This window comes from Carboxylicivirga sp. (assembly GCF_982718395.1).
Genome location: NZ_CEXQWX010000071.1, coordinates 1 through 20,574, shown reverse-complemented (window position 1 = coordinate 20,574; position 20,574 = coordinate 1). Strand labels below are relative to the sequence as shown.

Here is a 20,574-nt window from a genome sequence, read left to right as displayed (position 1 = left end):
TGTTAATGTTTTTCGTCTAACATTTTTTGACCTAATGCACCTACAATAAAAAACACAAGGCAACTAATACCGAACAAAATTATTTGAGCAATATACATACCCAAGGAACGCGTATTGCTACTTAAATTGATTACTAAAATTATCGAAGAAGGTATTAATCCAAAAATTATAATAAGCGAAATAACTAAGGCTACAAGTTGCCATCGAAATTTTGCATTTGAATTTGATATCCCTGATGAAAATTTGACCACAGATTGTCCAAATAGAATTAAAGAAATAATAGACCATTCTGTATTATAAAATATTGCTCTGAAATTATTTTCATAACTCCTAACAATCAGAAGGATAATGATAGGCAATAAAGTAAATAAAAACTCAGATGTTAGTATGTATTTTATCGTTTTATCTAGTTTCATATCTAATTATTATGTATTACATCAATCACTTCTATAATTTCATGGTTTTCAGAAATTATATAACCATTTCTATTGTATTTTGAAGTCTGTCTCACAAGAACTTGAAGAGAATCGCCTGGTACTATATTGATTTGTCCAGAGTGAAATTGTTCCAACCAATCCTGATGAAGAATCTTAACTGTCACTGATTTCTTTCCATGTTTAAAACTCCAAGCTGAATCACCTAAGAAGTCAGGTTTTTTTATCAGGTAGAATAATTCGGATTCATTTACAATCTCATTTTCTGTTAAAGCATCCTCGACAGCATCAATATCAATTTTAGGTGTACCTGACTTTATTTCTTTTACTTCTGTATTTGGACTCTTTAATTCAAAAGATTCGCTGTTATTAAGGTCTTTAGTAGAGTCATTAAGAGTGTTTATCGATTCAGCAAGTCTCAATGAATCTGGGTCTGCATAATTAAAAGTTTCTTTAAGTCCCTTTTCATCTGCTACTTGTGATATTTTTTCTTTTAACCCTTCTAAATCTTGAACACTTGATTTTTTGTCTGCTATGAATTTTAAAGTTTCAGCTCTTGATTCTTCTATATATTCATCTATTTTTTCCTCATCAGGTGCATTATCAATCTGCCCATCCTCACTTATAACTCATGCATTGTAAAACCTCCCAATTATTGAACCCTTCTCAATATCATCTAGACCTATCTTAGATTTTACTTTAGTATTTACGCTTTCTGCAATTAAATAATCAAGTTTATTTACACCTTCGATAATTTCAGCGAAGGAACGGAATAATCGACTCGGATTTTCAGTTTCCCTTTTAAAATCCAATCTTATTTCAAATTTGCTATTAAATTCCTTTTTCATTATCGATATTTTTGTCTTGCAGTGTTGCTCTTGAAATTATTCACAAGGTATGTATAAAGTACAATGCACTTTATTTCCATTATCAAGTTCTTTTTATATGTTACTGTTATTCTAATCTTTAAAACCTCAAAAAGCTTTTCCTTTTTGCAAGAGAATTGTTAATTAACATTCTTGTTGCTTTTATAATCTTAATTGCTTCCAGCTGAACCACCTCCTTATTCCGAATCTCGCCTCACCTGGCAGAGTAGCTTATACCAACAGACACTTAGCATGATCTGATACTAAGCAAGTTGGTTCCATTTCCGATTAGTGAATGCTAAAATATAATTTTTACTTTAATAAGCCCTCTTATGTTGATAAAAGGTTGTTATCTGTTGATAAACGTATTGAAGTAGGAGAGGAGAGAAAAAAGGGAGTGTGAACTCCCTTTTATTAGCATGTTTCCTACAGACGAAAAACATGTGTTTTTTAGCTTTCAGAAAAAGCAAGCTTGGTTTTTCAATTAGTTGCTTTTTTTAGTAAAACCGGCATTTTTAATAGCATCAATAATGCGTTTACCGGGACGATAATTAACACCAACTTTCCGAATGGAGTTGGCACTCACTTTATCTTCCGATTCTTCACCTGTACTGCTGATAGATGTGTACAAGCTGCCTAACTTCTCCAGGCGTACAATCCGGCCTTGTGCCAATTTGTTCTGAATAACGTTTTCCAGTGAAATAATAACACCATGGATATCCGCTTCAGATAGTGCACTGAATTTCTCAATCTCAGCTACCAGTTCATCGATGGTTGCTTCTTTGCCGTTGGCAATTTGTGCATAAAACTTTTTTACCCCACCACCTGCAACGCCAGGCTGGGCTTTTTCAACAACCTTATATTCTATTGACATAGAAATGAATTTTGTAATGGCAAAAATCGGGATAAGCCAATTGTCTGTAGAATGAATCCTCAACACGAAGAAGAATCAAAAATTGTTATTGCTATCTGATTTATTGCTCATTTAATTATATATTGCAAAGCTCCGCCGGCCGCATCGTCCAAAGCCCGACTGCAATCAAGCAAGGTTGATGTCCCGCCGGCGGTTTACTTTTCAATATTTGACATAAAACTAATAAATCGATCCTAACTGGCAAGTGTAAGTTTTCTTCGTTCTGATGAAAGACTTAAAATTATTGATAAACGAATTGTTTTGTTTGATAAAAGATCATAATTGTAATATGTTGTGTTTTTTTAGACAGTGTATCAAATTGTTGGAAACTGGAGTCAGGTAAAAGATTCAATGTTTATACTTAATTATAAACTTTTGAGCGGGTGTTTACTATTACTTATAATTTTCCCTAATGGTTGTTAATGTATAGATATATAGTGGTATGTGACTGTTATGAGATGTTTTCTGATGGTTTAGTCTTTAGCTAATCAGGAATCCGCTATTATCATTTGACTAAAAAACTAACGGGTCTTTGTGTTGTTGGTTTAACAAGTGGTTGACAGTAAGGTATGTGTGTTGGATGTTAAATTGAAAGCGTGAGTAATAGTAGTTTGAATAACATAAGTGTGAAGTTTTGGGTCGTTTTTCATACTAATCATTAAGTTGTTATTGGTTTTAATTTGATCTACATCTATTAAAATAGAATTTTCTCCTTTCACGAAGTGTCGGGATGTGTGGTGAAAGGAGTCGACACAATGATATTTCTACGGAAATGCTTTTAGGGGATTGACAACATCAACACCATCAATAAAATAAGACAAACCTCTTTTTTATTTTGACTTCGGTACAGCAGATAAAATACCAACTTGTTTTGGAAAGTTATGAAATATACATTTCTCAAGTCTAATAAAGATAAGCTCTTCGCTTTGTAATGGATGATATCCTTATTTGAACCTCATCCCGGCCTTGTCCTGCATGGCTGCTTTTTATACACAAATAATGGAAAGACATTTTTTGAGATAGAGGCTGAAAGCCTCAAACTTCACAACAAGGGGTATCGCCCCTTTATAAAGATGCTATGTAAATCTCAGGCTGAATTGAAAATCGACGCAGTCAAAGTCTGAAACATATAACTAAAGTATCAAGCATTCAGCCTGAATGTGTATTGTATGCAAGATATTGGGGCGCTGCCCCAAGTTTCGATGTGAAAGGCTTTCAGCCTTCATGGAGAATGAGACCGCACTTTGGAAGGTAACTACCTTTGATTTATTGCACTGCAATTCCAGGTTCAGCACCTCCTCTCCTTCAAGGAGAGGAATGAGGTGAGGTGTTTTATAAGCTTATATACAGGTGTTTGCAAGCATTTCTAGAACCACAAATTGATCAAATTACACAAAGCTGTTTATCTTCGATAAACTTGAATTGCAAGGCAATTCTTAATCTGTGCAATTAGCGTAATTTGTGGTTTCTTATTTTTTGCAGCACTTACTTCGACTATAAAATACCACTCAATATTTTAGAAAGAATGATAAAGGCCTTGATAACTAATTGCTATCAGGGCCCTACCATATATCTAATTCTCCAATTTGAAATAATCAATTAAAGCCTTAAGGTTGCTGGCCTGTGAATTGAGTTCCTCCGCACTGGCAGCTATTTCTTCACTGTTAGACGCATTAAACTGGGTGGATTGATTAAGCTGATGCAAAGCAGTGTTGATCTGGTGAGCTGCATCACGTTGTTCTTTGGTGGCAGCTGAAATTTCTTTAATTACCTCATGTGAATTATCAATGTTAGGCAGCATTTTATTTAATTGCACATTAGAACTGGTTGATAAGTCATTGCTTTCTGCAGCAAATTTGATGATTTCAGCAGCAGCGTCCTGACTCCTTTCTGCAAGTTTGCGCACCTCAGAGGCCACAACAGAAAAACCACGTCCATGATCCCCAGCCCTGGCTGCTTCAACTGAAGCATTAAGAGCCAGTATATTGGTTTGCATCGCTATCTCACCAATAACAGAAATCTTGTTGGCAATCAACTTATTGGCTTTCTGAGCTTTTTCTGATTCAGAAGCTGTAACCTTAACCCCTTTTAATGTATCCTGGGCAAACTCTTCACCAAAGCCCGCATTGGCATTACTTTGTTCAATATTTGCCACCATTTCTTCCATGGTTGTAGAAACCTCTTCAAGCGATGCCGCCTGTTCACTGGCTCCCTGGCTTAATTCTTGCGAACTCTGGTTGAGTTGTTCACTGGCAGCACTTAGTTGTTTAGCTCCATTAGCTATCTCACCGACCACCTCACGAAGCTTTTCATTCATTTGTTGCATGGCTTTCATCAAACGGCCGATCTCATCATCACTATTAATCTCGATTGAATGATGAAGTTCACCATTAGCAAGCGATTCAGCTATTTGTAAGCCTTTCTTTACAGGTCGGATGATACTGAATGAAATGACTCGGCTTAGGGTGGCGGCGAGGATAATCGCTAATATTAATACAATTGTAATCCACAGGCCTACTGTGTTGATAATGCCTTGTTCTTCATCGTGCATTATTTTAATACTTAAATCGCTCAATTGCATTAGATCCAAACCTGCTTGTTGCATCGTTTTTAGTTGCTCACCCTGCTCAATATTGGTTTCTACCAAAGCATTAAACGATGCTTCATAATCCTTATAGCCTGCAATAATTTTATCGATTGATTGGCTGGTGGGTCCTGAATACCTCGATTTAGCCTTTTCAAGAATTGAATAAAGCTTATCTAGCTTGCCATTTACTTTTTTTAGATATGCCTCATTGATATCCCCGTTATTATCCATTGGATGATTGACAAACTCGCCTGCAGCTATTTTTACCTGGCAGTGAGCATAAAATACATCCTTAGATACTTTATTGAGCCGATTAAGATGAGGGTCAAAACTGATCAGAGCTTCTGCTTTACTTCCCGTTTTTGACCAATGTTGTTTTGTCTCAATCTTATTGCTTTCCAGGGAAGTATAATTTTGAAAAGCTTCCTTGTATCTGTTTATCGACAGTTTAAGTGCGTCTGCCGGAAGCTCTTCTATTGATGCCAAACTATCTGTTGTATGAATCTGAATAAAGGCACTATCCAGGTTGACCTTTACTTCAGCAGAGTATTCCTCGTTGGGAAACTGTAGATATGAGAGTACAGATGTTCGAGCATTATTCAAATAGCTTTGCCCCATGCTAATATGATTGGATGCCTCTACTGTTTTTAAGGTATTGGTAAGACCAATTCGTCCGATTAAACCAACAATTCCCACGCAGACGACCATTACTGTGAAGCCTGTTATTAATCGATTCCGGATCGAAAAGTTTCTGATGTTTAAGGTTTTCATTCTAATTCTTTGTTTTAGTTTGTCCAACTTATATCCACTTTGATTAGGCAAAAATAACTTTATTATGGTGATGGTGAAAAAATATTCTCACCTATGTAACGATCATAATAAGAGGTAAATAAGATGTGTTTATGATGATAATATAAGTTAGGAATTGCTGCAAAACGTCAAAAAAGTAAAAGGTATTTACGTAGTGTTTATACTTAAATGTTTCTGACCTACAACTTTATTCAAATGTATCCCCGGCAGTCGCATTTAAAAGAGTTTTGCATACAATTGTAGAATTCCGACTTTGGTTCCGCAGCTTGGGTACCCACCAGTTGAAGTTGATGTTCTTAACATTTTGTTGCTATTACCTCAAGCCCTTAAAAAGGCTAATCCGGTGCTGTTCACTTTAGGGAAATGAAGGGTGCGCGTAAGGAGACACCTCATCATCAGCATCGCTTTATTAAATCATTTTTAGACCATTGATGGGCGATAATAATATCTGGTTTTCACTTGGACTTATGAGGAATCTGTGGCAAACAATAATCGAAATCTGATTTGGAGTTAACAGGTGTGAAAATGAATTTCATACACAAAAGTTTTTGGATTATTCCTAAAAACAAATACATTTGCTGAAAGAAAGTGTAAAAACAACACTAAGTATTATGAGGCGAATTTCTCCATATATTTCGGTTGATTGTGTATTGTTTGGTTATAATGGATCTAAACTGGAAGTATTAATTGTTGATCGAACACTTACTGATGAGAAAAGTGGCAAAGTGCTAATTGACGATCGTACATTAACAGGTAATCATGTTTATGAAGATGAAACAATAGAAGATGCGGCCTATCGCGTTTTGTATGATCTCACCGGATTAGATAATGTGTTTCTGGAACAATTTAAAACCTTTGCTCACCCCGAACGACTAAAGAAACCAAATGATCAGCTTTGGTTGAAAAGTACAGGTAGAGTGGTAGATGCGCGAATCGTTACCATTGGTTTCTATTCACTGGTGGCAACAGATAAAGTCAAACTTCAGTGGAAAGGGCGCAATGTGAATTGGGTTCCCGTTTCAGAGGTAGGAGAACTGGCTTTCGACCACAACCTGATTTTGAACGAAGCGCTGAAAACATTACAGACCCGGATAAAATATGAACCAATCACTTTTGAGTTATTGCCCGATAAATTCACACTAACCCAATTGCAAAACGTATATGAGGCCATTTGGGGGATTGCACTGGATAAGAGAAATTTCAGAAAGAAGGTAGCGCGAATGAAATACCTGATCCAGTTAGATGAGAAACAAACCGGAGTGGCTCATAAACCAGCACGCTTGTATGTGTTTAGTCGTGATGTTTACGATAAAACCAGGAAAGAACTATTCGATTTTACTATATAAATCAGGAAGATGCTAAATCAGGAAAAAATCTCACTGAAAGAAAAAATAGGTTATGCCCTTGGTGATGGTGCAGCTAATATTGCATGGCGCGGTGTAGCTACATTTCTATTAATATTTTACACCGATGTATTTGGTATTGCACCTGCAGTTGCCGGAGTTTTATTATTGGTAGCACGATCAAGTGATGGAATTAGTGATGTAATGATGGGCGTGATAGGAGACCGCACAAAATCTAAATATGGAAATTTCCGGCCGTGGATTCTATGGACTGCAATACCATTGGCAGTTATTCTATCCTTGTTATTTACAACACCGGATTTAGGCACAACAGGAAAAGTTATCTATGCCTACGTCACTTATATCTTGTTTACACTTATTTATACAGCTAATAATATTCCCTACGGTGCTTTAATGGCTGTAATGACGGGTAATCTTAAGCAACGAACCAGTTTAGGTTCTTATCGCATGGTAGGTGCCTTTGCTGGGGGTATGCTGGTACAGGGCGCATTATTGTATTTAGTGGCTTACTTCGGAAATGTAGACCCAAAAATTGAAGTGAAGGAGTTGACGCAAGATCAATATGAGGTTAGTGTATCATCGCCTTACGATGTGCCTAATGCCAATATAAAAACTGAACATGGCATTGCAACGTTTTTATGGAATGATCAACAACAGGGGGATGAACCCACAAAGCATAAGAGCTTTTCGATGGAAGCAGATGCTGACTACACTTTTATTGTTGAAGGAGAAACAGAGCTTACAACCGAGAGTATATTGGTGATCAACCAAAAGAAAGGCTATAGTTATTCGATTTATTTATTATCAGTGTTTTTGGCGGCTTTCATGGTCATCACTTTTCTATCAACCAGAGAGCGTATAAAACCACCAGCCGATCAACAGAACAATCTGAAGAAAGATTTTAAGGATCTTATTGCTAACAAACCTTGGTTGATACTATTGATTGTGGCTTTGATTTATAATGTGTATAACAATATGAAGCAGGGTATCACCATCATGTATTTTAAGCATTATCTGAATGATGAACTTTTGTCGGCAGGATACCTTGTTGCATTAATGATTATTTCCATTGCCGGTGCTATGGCAACAGCTCCATTAGCCAGACTATGGGGCAAGCGCAAGTTGTTTATTATTGCATTATTGTTCTCAAGTGCTGTTAATTCATTAATTGTATTCTGCGGACCTGAAGATACTGTCGCTATATTCTCATTAGGGATTATTTCAGAGTTTGCTGCAGCCATATTCCCCACACTGTTTTTTGCCATGTTGGGTGATGCAGCTGATTATTCCGAGTGGAAAAACGGCCGGCGTGCAACCGGACTGGTTTATTCGGCAGGTTCTTTTGCTACCAAGTTTGGTGGTGGAATTGCCGGGGCGATCATTGGCTTTGTATTGGCAATGTTTAATTACGATGGTCTCGATTCAGTATCCATCAAAGGAGCCATTCCGGGTATTGTTATGCTGATGAGTTGGATTCCTGCCCTGATAGCAGTTGCGGCAGCAGGTATCATGGTGTTCTATCCTTTGTCGCAAAAGAAAATGACACAAATAACAAATGAACTAAGCGAAAAACGAAATAACGAACTCGCTTTAGAGAAACAGGGGTAAAAAATAGTAAGATGAAACGAACATGTAAATTTTAATCTTAAAAATTACAAACAGGTTAATGATTAAAATTTCTTGAGAGTTCCATGTGGCAAACGAATGAAAATTTAAACACATGAAGTACGGATATTTTGACGATAATAGAAGAGAATATGTAATTACAAACCCACAAACGCCTTGGCCGTGGATTAATTACCTGGGGAATGAAGATTTTTTCTCATTGATATCTAATTCTGCAGGAGGATATGCCTTTTATAAAGATGCCAAGTTCCGCCGATTAACCCGTTACCGCTATAATAATGTACCAATGGATAATGGTGGGCGCTATTTCTATATCAAGGATGAAGATACTATCTGGTCGCCGGGTTGGAAGCCCTGCAAAACAGAGTTGGATAAATACGAGTGTCGGCATGGTATGAGTTATACACAAATAACAGGGGCTAAGAATGGTATCGAGGCTGAAACTTTGTTTTTGGTGCCACTTAAAACATGGGCTGAAATTCAGAAAGTAAAGCTGACCAATACCACATCGAAGGTAAAGAAGTTGAAACTCTTCTCTTTTATGGAATGGTGCCTGTGGAATGCAGAGGATGACCAGAATAACCTGCAACGCAACCTGTCGACAGGTGAGGTTGAGATAAAAGATTCTACCATCTATCATAAAACGGAGTACAAGGAACGTCGTAACCACTATGCTTTCTACCATGTGAATACCGATATCAATGGTTATGACACCGACCGAGAGTCTTTTGTTGGATTATATAATGAATATTCAGCACCACAAGCTGTTTTAAACGGACAACCAACAAACTCAGAAGCTCATGGTTGGTCACCCATAGCATCACATTATATCGAAGTTGAATTGCAACCTGGTGAGTCGCAGGATTACATCTTTATATTAGGTTATATAGAAAATGCTGAGGAAGATAAGTGGGAGGCGAGAAATGTGATTAATAAGCAGCCTGCCGAAGCTGTGATAGAGCGATTTAATACAATTGAAAAAGTTGAGTCGGCTCTAACCGATTTAGGTGAGTATTGGGATAAGCTGTTGGGTAAGTTTGTGCTCGACAGTAATGATGATAAATTAAACCGGATGGTCAATATCTGGAACCAGTACCAGTGCATGGTGACCTTCAATATGTCGCGTTCGGCATCATTCTTCGAAGTGGGTATTGGACGTGGAATGGGCTTCCGTGATTCTAATCAGGATTTGATAGGTTTTGTGCACCAGATACCGGAACGGGCACGTGAGCGTATTATTGATATTGCCTCTACACAGTTTCCTGATGGCGGTTGCTATCACCAGTATCAACCATTAACCAAGAGAGGTAATGACGCGATTGGAGGAGGTTTTAACGACGACCCCATGTGGCTGATCTTGGGGGTAGTGAGTTATATTAAGGAGTCGGGTGATTTCTCTATATTGGATGAAATGGTGCCTTTCGAGAATGATATGAATATTGCCAAAACACTATATGAACACCTCACCATATCTTTTAATCATGTGATTAATAATCTGGGACCAAATGGCTTACCTCTGATTGGTCGTGCCGATTGGAACGATTGCCTGAACCTCAATTGTTTCTCTACAGATCCGAACGAGTCTTTCCAGACAACCGAGAATAATACCAAAGGTTCAAAAGCAGAATCGGTGATGATTGCCGGCTTGTTTGTGGTCTATGGAAAAGAGTACGTTGCCCTTAGCAAGCGAATAGGTAAACACCAGGAAGCAGAAAGGGCACAAGCCGAAGTTGATAAAATGATTGCAGCAGTTAAGTCCAATGGATGGGATGGCGAGTGGTTCCTGCGCGCTTATGATTTCCATGGCAATAAAGTGGGTAGCGATCAAAACGAAGAAGGTAAAATATTTATTGAGTCGCAAGGCTGGTGCACCATGGCAGGAATTGGCAAAGAAGAAGGGATGTGCGAAAAAGCGCTCGATTCAGTAAAAGAACGTCTCGACTGTGATTATGGTATTGTGTTGAATAATCCTGCTTTTACAAAGTACGTGATTGAGTATGGGGAGATTTCGACTTATCCTTCAGGTTATAAGGAGAATGCCGGCATCTTCTGCCACAATAACCCATGGATCATGATTGGGGAAACAGAAATTGGACGCGGAGAAAAAGCTTGGGAATATTATAAAAAGATCTGCCCGGCTTACCTTGAAGAGATCAGTGAGTTGCATAAGACGGAACCATATGTATATGCGCAGATGATTGCAGGTAAAGATGCTTTCAAACCAGGTGAAGCGAAAAACTCCTGGTTGACAGGTACTGCTGCCTGGAATTTCTATGCGGTTACCCAATATATACTGGGTATTCAGCCCGACTATGATGGCTTAAAAATTGATCCATGCATACCTGCTGATTGGAAGGAATTTACCATTAAACGCCAATTCAGAGGTACTGAGTACCTGATTGAAATTAAAAACCCTCAAGGCGTTAATAAGGGTGTTGCCAGGATGACTGTTAATGGTAAAACACTGGAGGGAAATATTGTACCGATTTTTGAGAACGGTACACATGAAGTTGTTGTTACATTGGGATAAAATATTCCGGACGTCTTTAGAAAGGCGTCCGGGATTTTTTAACAGGCTCTTGCTATTTTGCATAATAAGTTTATACCTTTAATCAACATTATCCATTTATTAATGAAAACCGACAAAACACTTATTAAAAAGCTAAGAAAAGGAGATATTCAGGCATTTGATAAATTGCTTGAATGTTATAGCTCTAAGCTGTATGGTTTCGCATTTAAATATCTGAAGTCAGATGTTGAAGCGGAAGGGCTGGTTCAGGAAGTTTTTATTAAGATCTGGAACAAACGTGAGAGTCTTGATCCCGAGAAATCTTTTCATTCCTATTTATTTACCATTGCATTTAATCATATCAAAAAGCAGTTTGAAAAACGTAAGGTAGTTTCAGGAGTGGTAGATGTGCTGGCACCGGAGATTGCTGATAACTCAACTGAAAGAGGAATATTATACCGGTCTGTTTTGCATCAGGTGATTGATTTATTAAACGAATTGCCCGATAAGAAGAGAAAGATATTCGAGATGAGCCGTTTTGAAGGATTGCCATCCAAAGAAATAGCACAACGGATTGGTTTAGCTCCAAAAACCATTGATAATCAAATCTCAGAAGTGATTCATTATTTAAAAGAACGGGTTGATATTAGTGAGATAGCTGTTGCTCTACTAATCTTTTTGATTATCTGATGTATTGATTGCCTGAAGGGCAAATACATAATAACATAGGGCAAACGTAGTGACGCCCTATGATTTCGTTATGCCAATCATGCCGGTGCAGTCGCCAACGAGATATAGTTAGTAACCGAACCATGCACCGGAATAAACCAACAGTCAATAATGTGTCGTTCCTGCTGAGTTACTACCTATTGCTGTGCTTTTAAAATTGCATCAATTAAATTTGAATTTTCCCCCTTGGCGAAGGGGGCAGTTTATTAGTAGGTCATTAATAAAGGTTTCGGGGGATTGATCATTTGCAGGATAGCTGACTCACCAATAGAGATGACTCTAATTCCTTTAAAACACTGTTTCGATTAGAATTGCCTGAAGGGCAAATGCATGATAGCATAGGGCAAACGCAGTGACGCCCTATGATTTCGTTATGCCACTCATACCGGTGCAATTGCCAACGAGATATAGTTAGTAACCGACCCATGCACCGGAAATAAACCAACAGTCAATAATGTATCACTCCTTTAATGCTAAAAATGATGTTGCCAATGTCTATTATTGTATTGCACTTATCAATCTGGTTAATTTTTTATTGCACCTATCATCTATACTATCAGTGAATTAGAAAATAATTCAAAAAAATCTCCTTTTTCGAAGGGAGATTTTTCTTTTTACAGGATATAACTAATAAAGGCTGAAAGATTGTGATGAAAAATATAAGTTGACTAAGCCAAAATAACAGACGTAAAAGGGGACATGACAAAATTGAACAAAGACATAATAAAAAGATATACATCTGATCAATACACAGTGCAGGATGAACGGTACATAACCGATCAATTTAATGACAAGAGCGGTGCAGATGAATTGCATAAGGTGTTAAAAGACGATTGGGAAACAAACACATTTGATGATCAAAATAAAGATCTTACCCATGTTTTAGATGCTATTCATGAGCAAATTCAGCCTTCAAAAACCAGCAGAGTTATTCGTTTATATAAGGCTTATTCTCGAATCGCTGCCATCTTATTATTGCCATTGGCTATCTTGTTTTTAATTAAGAATCTTAGTAATGATTATCAGAATTCAAATCAAGCAATTACATCAGTTAAAGCACTGCCAGGCACTAAAGTACAGTTCACATTACCCGATGGAACAAGTGGATGGTTAAATGGAGGTTCAGAGCTAAGCTATCAAACTTCATTTGAAGAACGTCACGTTAACCTTACAGGAGAAGCATTTTTTGATGTGACTCACGATCAGTATCATCCTTTCGAAGTATTGGGAAGTGATTCAAAAATAGTGGTATTGGGTACGAGATTTAGTGCCAATATGTGGCCACACAGACCAACAACAGAAGTGGTTCTCGAAAGCGGGAAGGTAAAGTTTGTACCAGATAATGAACTAGAAGCCACTATTCTTAAACCTGGCGAAAAACTGATCTATCAAAAAACATCAAGTAAATGTATGGTTGAAACGGTCGATACTGAGGTTCACACCGCATGGGTTAAAGGAAAACTGGTTTTCAGAGGAGAAAATATAAAAGAGGTTGCCCAAAAGTTGGAAGACTGGTTTAATGTTGAGGTGATTCTCGAAGGAGATCATTCCAATACCTATAAGTTCAGAGCGACCTTTAAAGATGAGAGCCTTGAGGAAGTGTTGAATTTAATAAAGCTAACCTTCCCGATGAATTATAAGATTGAACAGCCAAGCTTATTGGCTAATGGTAAATACACAAAACAAAAAGTAATAATTAAAGCAAACCAAAAATGATATAGATATAAAAAAGGAGAGAAAGAAGCACCACCTTCGTTAACTCTCCTCAAATAATTTGTTTCACTAAACATTTCAAATTTATGAAAAAAAATCCACTTGAGGTATGGGATAACTATGCCTTGCAAAAAATTTACAGACGTATGAGAATGTTAGCTATTCTTTTACTGGTTGGTGTATCGCAAATGTGGGCGACAAGTACCTATTCGCAAGAAGCCACCTTATCAATGAAAAAGAACAATGTATCAATTGAGCAAATCATTGATGCCATTGAAAAACAAACTGGCTATACTTTTTTATATAACCAGCAGATAATTGATAAAGTGAAAGCGTTATCAATTAATGTTGAGGATGAGGACTTAATGGAAGCTCTTGATCAGCTTTTTGCATCTACAAATATTAATTATCGAATCATTGATAATCAAATTGTTCTGACTGAGTCACCTGCTGCCATCAAGGCCATGCAGCAAGAACATACTGTGACAGGAATGGTAACAGATGTGAATGGAGATCCAATTCCCGGTGTAACAGTTGTTGAAGAAGGTAACCCAAGTAACGGAACAATTACGGCTGTCGACGGTGCTTATACAATCACGCTCTCATCACCAGATGCTGTAATTAATTTCTCTTTCGTAGGTTTTGAACCTCAAAGTATCCAGGTTGGTGGTAAACCATCCATTGATATTACAATGGTTGAAGAAGCCATTGATATGGATGAGGTGGTTGTTGTAGGTTATGGCGTGCAGCGCAAAAGTGTTGTGACAGCTGCTATTTCTTCAGTTAAAGCGGAAGAGCTGGAAAAGGTATCAAATGGTCGTGTAGAACATGCTATCCAGGGACGTACGGCAGGTGTTGCGGTATTACCAACTTCTGGTGCTCCGGGTGCAGGTGTTAAGATACGTATTCGTGGTACAGGATCGAATGGTAACAGTAACCCATTGTACATTGTTGATGGTATGAAAACTGGTAGTATCGATGATTTGGACCCTAATGATATTGCATCAATGGAAATATTAAAGGATGCAGCATCTGCAGCGATATATGGAACCGAAGGTGCCAATGGTGTAGTCTTAATCACCACAAAGAGCGGAACTAAGGGAAAAACAAGGATTGAGTATAACTTCCAGTATGGTGTTCAAAATCTGGCAACTAATGCCGAAATGATGAATGCATCACAATACAAACAATTTATGGAAGAAGCTGGTGAGACCATTACGCCTCCTGCTGGAGAAAATTACGATACCGATTGGTTAGATGAAATCTCAGAAGCTGCTCCAATGCAACGTCATAGTCTGAGCTTTTCGGGAGGTACTGAAAAGTCTACATATCTATTGTCTGGTTCATACCTAAAGCAGGATGGTGCAATTGGTGGTGAACATGCGCGTTTTGAACGTTACACATTCCGTATCAATACTAAAAATGAAGTAGCGGATTGGTTAGAAGTTGGAAATAATTTGAATTTTTCTCACTCAAACAGAAACATCTTACCTGAAGATGATGAGTATCGCTCAATTGTTAACAGTGCATTGTTGCTCGACCCTTATACGCCAGTTATCGAATCGGATATGAGCCGAATTGATGCGATCATTGATGCCGGTAATACGCCTCTTCAAAACTCAAATGGTGAATATTATGGCTTAAATCGCTTTGTAACCGGGGAGACGGCTAACCCTGTCGCATTTATGGAAAATACCCATAATAAAGAAATAAAAGATAAGTTGTTAGCTTCATTCTATGGAACCTTAAAACCGTTGGAAGGTTTAAGTATTACTTCGCGTATTGGATTAGAATTAACGTATATCACTCGCAAAGAGTGGTCGCCTAAATATTACTTCTCATCAGAGCGATCGAATAGCTTGAATATTGCTCAGGATTGGGTTGACAAATATTACAAAGCACTTTGGGAGAACTTTGCTTCTTATAACAAGAAAATTAATAAGCACGATTTCACCTTTTTAGCAGGTATGTCATATGAGGATTATACACATCCGAATTATTATATGAAATCGGAAATGCCTAAGGAGGGTGAACAGTATGCATACCACGATTATTTTGCTGATCGCGATAACAACATGGTTGGTGGAAATTTGGAAGAGAATACCAAGGTATCTTATTTCGGCCGTTTAAGTTACAACTTCGCTAATAAATACATGATTGAAGGTTCGCTACGTCGCGATGGTGCCAGTGTATTACCAACTGACAACCGTTGGGCTTCGTTTGCTGCAATTTCTGCAGGATGGTTAATTTCACAAGAAGATTTTTGGAATGTGGAAGCCATTGATTACCTGAAATTACGAGGTAGCTGGGGACAAAATGGTAGTATCTTTAACGTGATACCTTTTGCAGACAGAGCATTCTGGACATCTCAGAATATTAACTATCCGAATGAAGATGAGGTATTATCAGGAGGATCGCGCAGTCCGCGTCCTACAAATCCGAATTTAGGATGGGAGACCTCTGAACAAACTAACTTTGGTATCGATTTGCGTGCTTTCAATAGTAAATTAAACTTCTCTGTAGATTACTATGAAAAGCTAACTGATGGATTGATTAAACCTAATAAAATGGCTCCGTCTGCAGGTTTTGGTGAAGATGTTTCTGCAAATTTGGGAACCGTTAAAAACTCCGGATTGGAATTTGAATTAGGTTGGAGAAATACAACTTCATTCGGATTAAAGTATGGTGTTAACTTTAATATTAGTACGCTTAAAAATGAAGTTACAGAAGTGATGGATGATACGCCTCAACCTGGCGCTAATGTGCGCGGTTTCAACATGACGTGGTTCGAAGAAGGTTATCCCATTTATTACTTCAAAGGTTATAAAACAGCAGGTATTGATCCTGCAACAGGTGAGCCTATAGTGGTTGATGTTAATGATGATGGTGAGATTACAGCTTCTGACCAAACGAATATTGGTGATCCTCACCCTGATTTATTGTATGGTGCTACTTTTAATATGGAGTATAAAAACTTTGATTTTAACTTGTTTATGCAAGGTATGTCGGGCAATGATGTATTTATGGCCTGGTTCCGTACCGATCGTAAGTTGAGTAATAAACCATCGTTCTTCTTCACTGATCGTTGGACCGGACCTGGAGATAATGCCAGTATGCCTAAACCAGATAACACCAGTGACTTTATTTATCGAAGTGACCTGGTTGTGCAGGATGCATCTTACATGCGTATTAAGCAGATCCAGTTGGGTTATACTTTACCAAAATCGTTAACGGAGAAAATTAAACTTCAGCGCGTTAGAGCATTTGTTTCTTTGGATGATTATTTCACATTCACCAAATATGAAGGTATGGATCCGGAAGCAGGTTCTAATGAAGATAACCGTCAGGGTATTGATAAAGGTTTATACCCAACTACTAAGAAAGTTATGTTTGGCTTAAATGTTAATTTCTAATCCAAATTCAAAGAACAATGAAAAAAATAAAATATAGCATATATACTTTACTTCTGATTCTTGCTTTTGGTGCATGCTCAGATAGTGTATTGGATAAAACACCAATTGGAAAATTTAATAGCGACGATTACCTGACAACAGAAGAGGAGGCAGAAGCTGCAATTATTGGTGTTTATGATTACTTGCAGATTGGTTACAATAACTATGGTGATTGGTCGAGTATATTCTTTGTTAAAGGTTTACAAGGAGATGATTTAAATACAGGAGGCGGATCATCGGCTGACCAACCTAAGTTACAGCAATTAAATAATTTCACCTATGAGTACGATAATCCAGCCATTAAAGACGTTTGGCATTCGTTCTACAAAATAGTAAATGCTTCAAATGCGATTTTGAATACTATATCATCGGAATTGGGCAATGCAAAGCAAATATCTGCTGAAGCGAAATTTTTCAGAGCTTATGCTTACTTCGAGCTAGTAACGATGTGGGGAGATGTGCCGTTTTTCTTAGAGAACACTACTGAAATCAGTGTTAGTTTCCCAAGAACTGATAAAGCAACCATTTATACGCAAATTCATAAGGATCTAACTGAAGCCATTTCAGATTTACCTGTTAAAGAAGATTTAGATGAAGGTTTAAAATTTAGAGTAGCAAAAGGTGCTGCACAGGCATTGAAAGGTAAAGTATTTCTTTATCAGGAGGATTATACCAATGCTCACCAAATGTTACAAAATGTAATTGATGACGACAGCTATTCTTTAGTTGAAGATTACAGTACAATTTGGTTGAGAGAAGAACGAGCTGGTTCAGAGTCAATATTTGAGGTGCTTTATTCAAGCAAAAATGCGCATGATTGGGGTGGCCCCTGGGATGGTACAGCTGAATCGAATTTCATTGTACAGTTATGTGGACCCCGTGGTGATAATTCTTTTAATAACATGGATGTTATTGGCTATACAAATGGATGGGGATTTAATGTGCCAACCGGTAAATTTGGTGATTTATTGCAAGCCGAAGCAGGTGCAGAACGTTACAATACTTCTACCATTTCAGAAGATGAATTTGTTGCTGCAGGAGGTGAGGTGAACCGTTCAGGTAATAATAATTGGGATGCCTTTGAAGGATATATTCGATTGAAGTATTCAACGATTCCATCAGAAACATCAGAAGGAGGTGTAACCGAAGTGAACTGGAACACACCATTTAAATTAATACGTTTATCAGATGTGATGCTAATGGCAGCCGAAGCATATAACCGTGACGGCATGGACCCTCAGGCTGTGTCTTTAATCAAGGATGTGCGCGAGCGAGCAGGTTTCACAGATCATTCTGCCTGGGAAAGTTTAACTGGTGATGCTTTATTTGATATCATTAAGAAAGAACGTTCTTTAGAACTGGCCTTTGAAGGTCATCGATTCTGGGACTTGGTTCGCTGGGGTGATGCAACAACAGAGTTGGCTTCAAGAGGGTTTACAGCCGGTAAAAATGAAGTTTTTCCTATTCCACAAGAAGAAATAGATTTGAATGCAGGTATCTCTATTGAAGATCAAAATCCTGGGTATAATTAGGATTTATGATTGATGCTTAAGACCATCAAAGGCTGCCTTCAGGTGGCCTTTGATTCGTATATCGGATTATTATTTACACAAACATATTATAATGAGAAACCTTAATTTTCTAATGCTAATTTCGGCTTTTATTTTAGCTTCCTGCACGAGTAATCAGAAGTCAATGACTGATGAAGATCGCTATATTGAAGATTTATTGGCCAAGATGACCCTTGCTGAGAAAATTGGTCAATTGAACCAGTACACCAGTCGCTGGGAGATGACCGGACCGGCGCCTAAAGAGAATAAAGGAGCGCAGAATTTATTGGAGGAATTAAAATCAGGGATGGTAGGTTCAATGCTCAATGTGAATGGAGCAGAAGCCACTCGTAAAGCGCAACAAACTGTTGTGGAAAATACACGTTTGGGTATTCCACTGATTTTTGGTTACGATGTCATTCATGGTTATAAGACCATATTCCCAATCCCATTGGCAGAGGCGGCTTCATGGAATCCTGAATTAGCTCGCCTGTCATCGGAAGTGGCAGCTAAAGAAGCAGCTGCATCTGGTATCAATTGGACATTTGCACCAATGGTTGATGTAGGCCGCGATGCGCGTTGGGGCCGGGTAATGGAAGGTGCCGGAGAAGATCCATATTTGGGAAGTGCGTTTGCAAAAGCCCGGGTAGAAGGTTTCCAGGGCGATGATTTGAGCAATGAATTTACGATTGCTGCCTGTGCCAAGCATTTTGCTGGTTATGCCTTTTCAGATGCCGGCCGGGATTACAACTCAGTAGAAATTGGAAACGAAGCACTTCATAATATTGTGTTACCTCCGTTTAAAGCTGCAGCTGAAAGTGGTGTTTCGACCTTTATGAATGGCTTTAATACCATTAACGGTTTGCCTGTAACAGCCAGTAGTTACCTACAACGCGATTTGCTGAAAGATGAATGGGAATTTGACGGTTTTGTAGTGTCAGACTGGAACAGCATTGGTGAGATTGAGATTCATGGAGCAGCGGCCGACCTGAAAGAAAGTGCTGAACGTGCCATCAAAGGAGGTTCGGATATGGACATGGAAGCCCGAGCATACATTGCATATCTTGAGGAATTAGTTAGAGAGGGTAAAGTAGATGAAAAGTTAATTACAGAGGCTGCCCGCAGAATATTACGTATTAAATATCGATTGGGCTTATTCGACGATCCATACAAGTATTGCAATGTGGAGAACGAGCAAAAAATGATTTACACTGATGAGCATAGAGCCGCAGCTCGCAAAGTAGCACGTGAATCTATGGTATTATTGAAAAATGATAATCAAATTCTTCCTTTATCGAATAATACGCGAAGTATTGCAGTTATCGGTCCTTTGGCAAATGACAAGGATTCTCCACTAGGCAACTGGCGCGCTAAGGCCGTAAGCCAATCAGCCGTGTCATTACTTGAAGGTGTGAAAGCTACTATTGGCGAATCGACAAAGCTTAGTTACGCTGAAGGTTGTCAGTTATCTATCGGGCCCAGGAATTTTACCGATCGGATTATTTTTAATGAAATAGACCGTTCAGGTTTCAAAGAGGCTATTGCGGCAGCTAGAAAATCGGAGGTTGTGCTACTGGCCATTGGTGAGGACTGCTATCAGAGCGGAGAAGGACGAAGCATGACTGATATTCGTTTGAAAGGTCTTCAGCAAGAATTATTTGATGCAATTTATAAGGTGAATAAAAACATTGTGGTGGTATTAATGAATGGTCGCCCATTGGCTATTCCTGAAATAGCAGAAAAATCGGCTGCCATATTGGAAACCTGGCATTCGGGAACTGAAGGCGGACATGCTATTGCTGATGTAATATTCGGTAAATACAACCCGTCGGGTAAATTGCCGGTTACATTCCCACGCAATGTTGGTCAGTGCCCGATATTCTATAATTATAAAAATACCGGTCGTCCTACAGGACAAACTGATGCCTGGGTATTATATTCATGCTATAATGATGCGCCAAATTCACCTCAATTCCCATTTGGATATGGTTTAAGTTATTCCATTTTCGAATACTCTGATA

13 protein-coding genes are annotated in these 20,574 nt (G+C 38.2%); 8 read left to right on the top strand and 5 right to left on the bottom strand.

The genetic code is table 11. The annotated features are described in order from the left end of the window. Positions 1-2: 2 nt before the first annotated feature. The 5 genes from AC4MRQ_RS13955 to AC4MRQ_RS13935 form a co-directional block, all read right to left on the bottom strand. Entirely contained in the window at positions 3-416 is a 414-nt protein-coding gene (locus tag AC4MRQ_RS13955) for a hypothetical protein (RefSeq protein ID WP_491198300.1), read from the bottom strand. A 2-nt stretch (positions 417-418) separates the two neighbouring features. Beyond that, a complete protein-coding gene (locus AC4MRQ_RS13950; protein WP_491198312.1) occupies positions 419-919 on the bottom strand; it encodes an LAPAL motif-containing putative phage structural protein in 501 nt (166 codons plus the stop codon). A gap of 144 nt (positions 920-1,063) precedes the next feature. Next, the gene (locus AC4MRQ_RS13945) at positions 1,064-1,282 is read right to left on the bottom strand and encodes a hypothetical protein (protein WP_491198299.1); all 219 of its coding nucleotides are present in this window, start codon (positions 1,280-1,282) and stop codon (positions 1,064-1,066) included. 502 nt (positions 1,283-1,784) lie between these two features. After that, positions 1,785-2,174, bottom strand: a complete 390-nt coding sequence (locus AC4MRQ_RS13940) for an HU family DNA-binding protein (RefSeq protein ID WP_491198298.1) — start codon at positions 2,172-2,174, stop codon at positions 1,785-1,787. Positions 2,175-3,786: 1,612 nt separating this feature from the next. Beyond that, complete coding sequence (locus tag AC4MRQ_RS13935; RefSeq protein WP_491198297.1) at positions 3,787-5,571, bottom strand: methyl-accepting chemotaxis protein; 1,785 nt, start codon at positions 5,569-5,571, stop codon at positions 3,787-3,789. A 650-nt stretch (positions 5,572-6,221) separates the two neighbouring features. Here AC4MRQ_RS13935 and AC4MRQ_RS13930 point away from each other — a divergent pair. The 8 genes from AC4MRQ_RS13930 to AC4MRQ_RS13895 form a co-directional block, all read left to right on the top strand. Beyond that, entirely contained in the window at positions 6,222-6,956 is a 735-nt protein-coding gene (locus AC4MRQ_RS13930) for an NUDIX hydrolase (protein WP_491198296.1), read from the top strand. A gap of 9 nt (positions 6,957-6,965) precedes the next feature. After that, on the top strand, positions 6,966-8,582 hold the full coding sequence (locus tag AC4MRQ_RS13925) for an MFS transporter (protein WP_491198295.1): 1,617 nt from the start codon (positions 6,966-6,968) through the stop codon (positions 8,580-8,582). 112 nt (positions 8,583-8,694) lie between these two features. Beyond that, entirely contained in the window at positions 8,695-11,130 is a 2,436-nt protein-coding gene (locus tag AC4MRQ_RS13920; protein ID WP_491198294.1) for a glycoside hydrolase family 94 protein, read from the top strand. A 102-nt stretch (positions 11,131-11,232) separates the two neighbouring features. Further along, on the top strand, positions 11,233-11,799 hold the full coding sequence (locus tag AC4MRQ_RS13915) for an RNA polymerase sigma factor (protein WP_491198293.1): 567 nt from the start codon (positions 11,233-11,235) through the stop codon (positions 11,797-11,799). A 738-nt stretch (positions 11,800-12,537) separates the two neighbouring features. Beyond that, on the top strand, positions 12,538-13,554 hold the full coding sequence (locus tag AC4MRQ_RS13910) for a FecR family protein (protein WP_491198292.1): 1,017 nt from the start codon (positions 12,538-12,540) through the stop codon (positions 13,552-13,554). A gap of 83 nt (positions 13,555-13,637) precedes the next feature. Further along, positions 13,638-16,964, top strand: coding sequence for a TonB-dependent receptor (locus AC4MRQ_RS13905; RefSeq protein WP_491198291.1), 3,327 nt, complete (start codon positions 13,638-13,640; stop codon positions 16,962-16,964). 17 nt (positions 16,965-16,981) lie between these two features. Next, positions 16,982-18,535, top strand: coding sequence for a RagB/SusD family nutrient uptake outer membrane protein (locus tag AC4MRQ_RS13900; RefSeq protein WP_491198290.1), 1,554 nt, complete (start codon positions 16,982-16,984; stop codon positions 18,533-18,535). A 91-nt stretch (positions 18,536-18,626) separates the two neighbouring features. Beyond that, positions 18,627-20,574: glycoside hydrolase family 3 N-terminal domain-containing protein (locus AC4MRQ_RS13895; protein ID WP_491198289.1), on the top strand; the 1,948-nt coding region annotated here is incomplete at its 3' end.

Excerpts from the sequence above, each read along its gene's own strand:
- AC4MRQ_RS13955 (WP_491198300.1), bottom strand. The coding sequence starts at position 416 with ATGAAACTAGATAAAACGATAAAATACATACTAACATCTGAGTTTTTA.
- AC4MRQ_RS13945 (WP_491198299.1), bottom strand. The coding sequence starts at position 1,282 with ATGAAAAAGGAATTTAATAGCAAATTTGAAATAAGATTGGATTTTAAA.
- AC4MRQ_RS13940 (WP_491198298.1), bottom strand. The coding sequence starts at position 2,174 with ATGTCAATAGAATATAAGGTTGTTGAAAAAGCCCAGCCTGGCGTTGCA.
- AC4MRQ_RS13935 (WP_491198297.1), bottom strand. The coding sequence starts at position 5,571 with ATGAAAACCTTAAACATCAGAAACTTTTCGATCCGGAATCGATTAATA.
- AC4MRQ_RS13930 (WP_491198296.1), top strand. The coding sequence starts at position 6,222 with ATGAGGCGAATTTCTCCATATATTTCGGTTGATTGTGTATTGTTTGGT.
- AC4MRQ_RS13925 (WP_491198295.1), top strand. The coding sequence starts at position 6,966 with ATGCTAAATCAGGAAAAAATCTCACTGAAAGAAAAAATAGGTTATGCC.
- AC4MRQ_RS13920 (WP_491198294.1), top strand. The coding sequence starts at position 8,695 with ATGAAGTACGGATATTTTGACGATAATAGAAGAGAATATGTAATTACA.
- AC4MRQ_RS13915 (WP_491198293.1), top strand. The coding sequence starts at position 11,233 with ATGAAAACCGACAAAACACTTATTAAAAAGCTAAGAAAAGGAGATATT.
- AC4MRQ_RS13910 (WP_491198292.1), top strand. The coding sequence starts at position 12,538 with ATGACAAAATTGAACAAAGACATAATAAAAAGATATACATCTGATCAA.
- AC4MRQ_RS13905 (WP_491198291.1), top strand. The coding sequence starts at position 13,638 with ATGAAAAAAAATCCACTTGAGGTATGGGATAACTATGCCTTGCAAAAA.
- AC4MRQ_RS13900 (WP_491198290.1), top strand. The coding sequence starts at position 16,982 with ATGAAAAAAATAAAATATAGCATATATACTTTACTTCTGATTCTTGCT.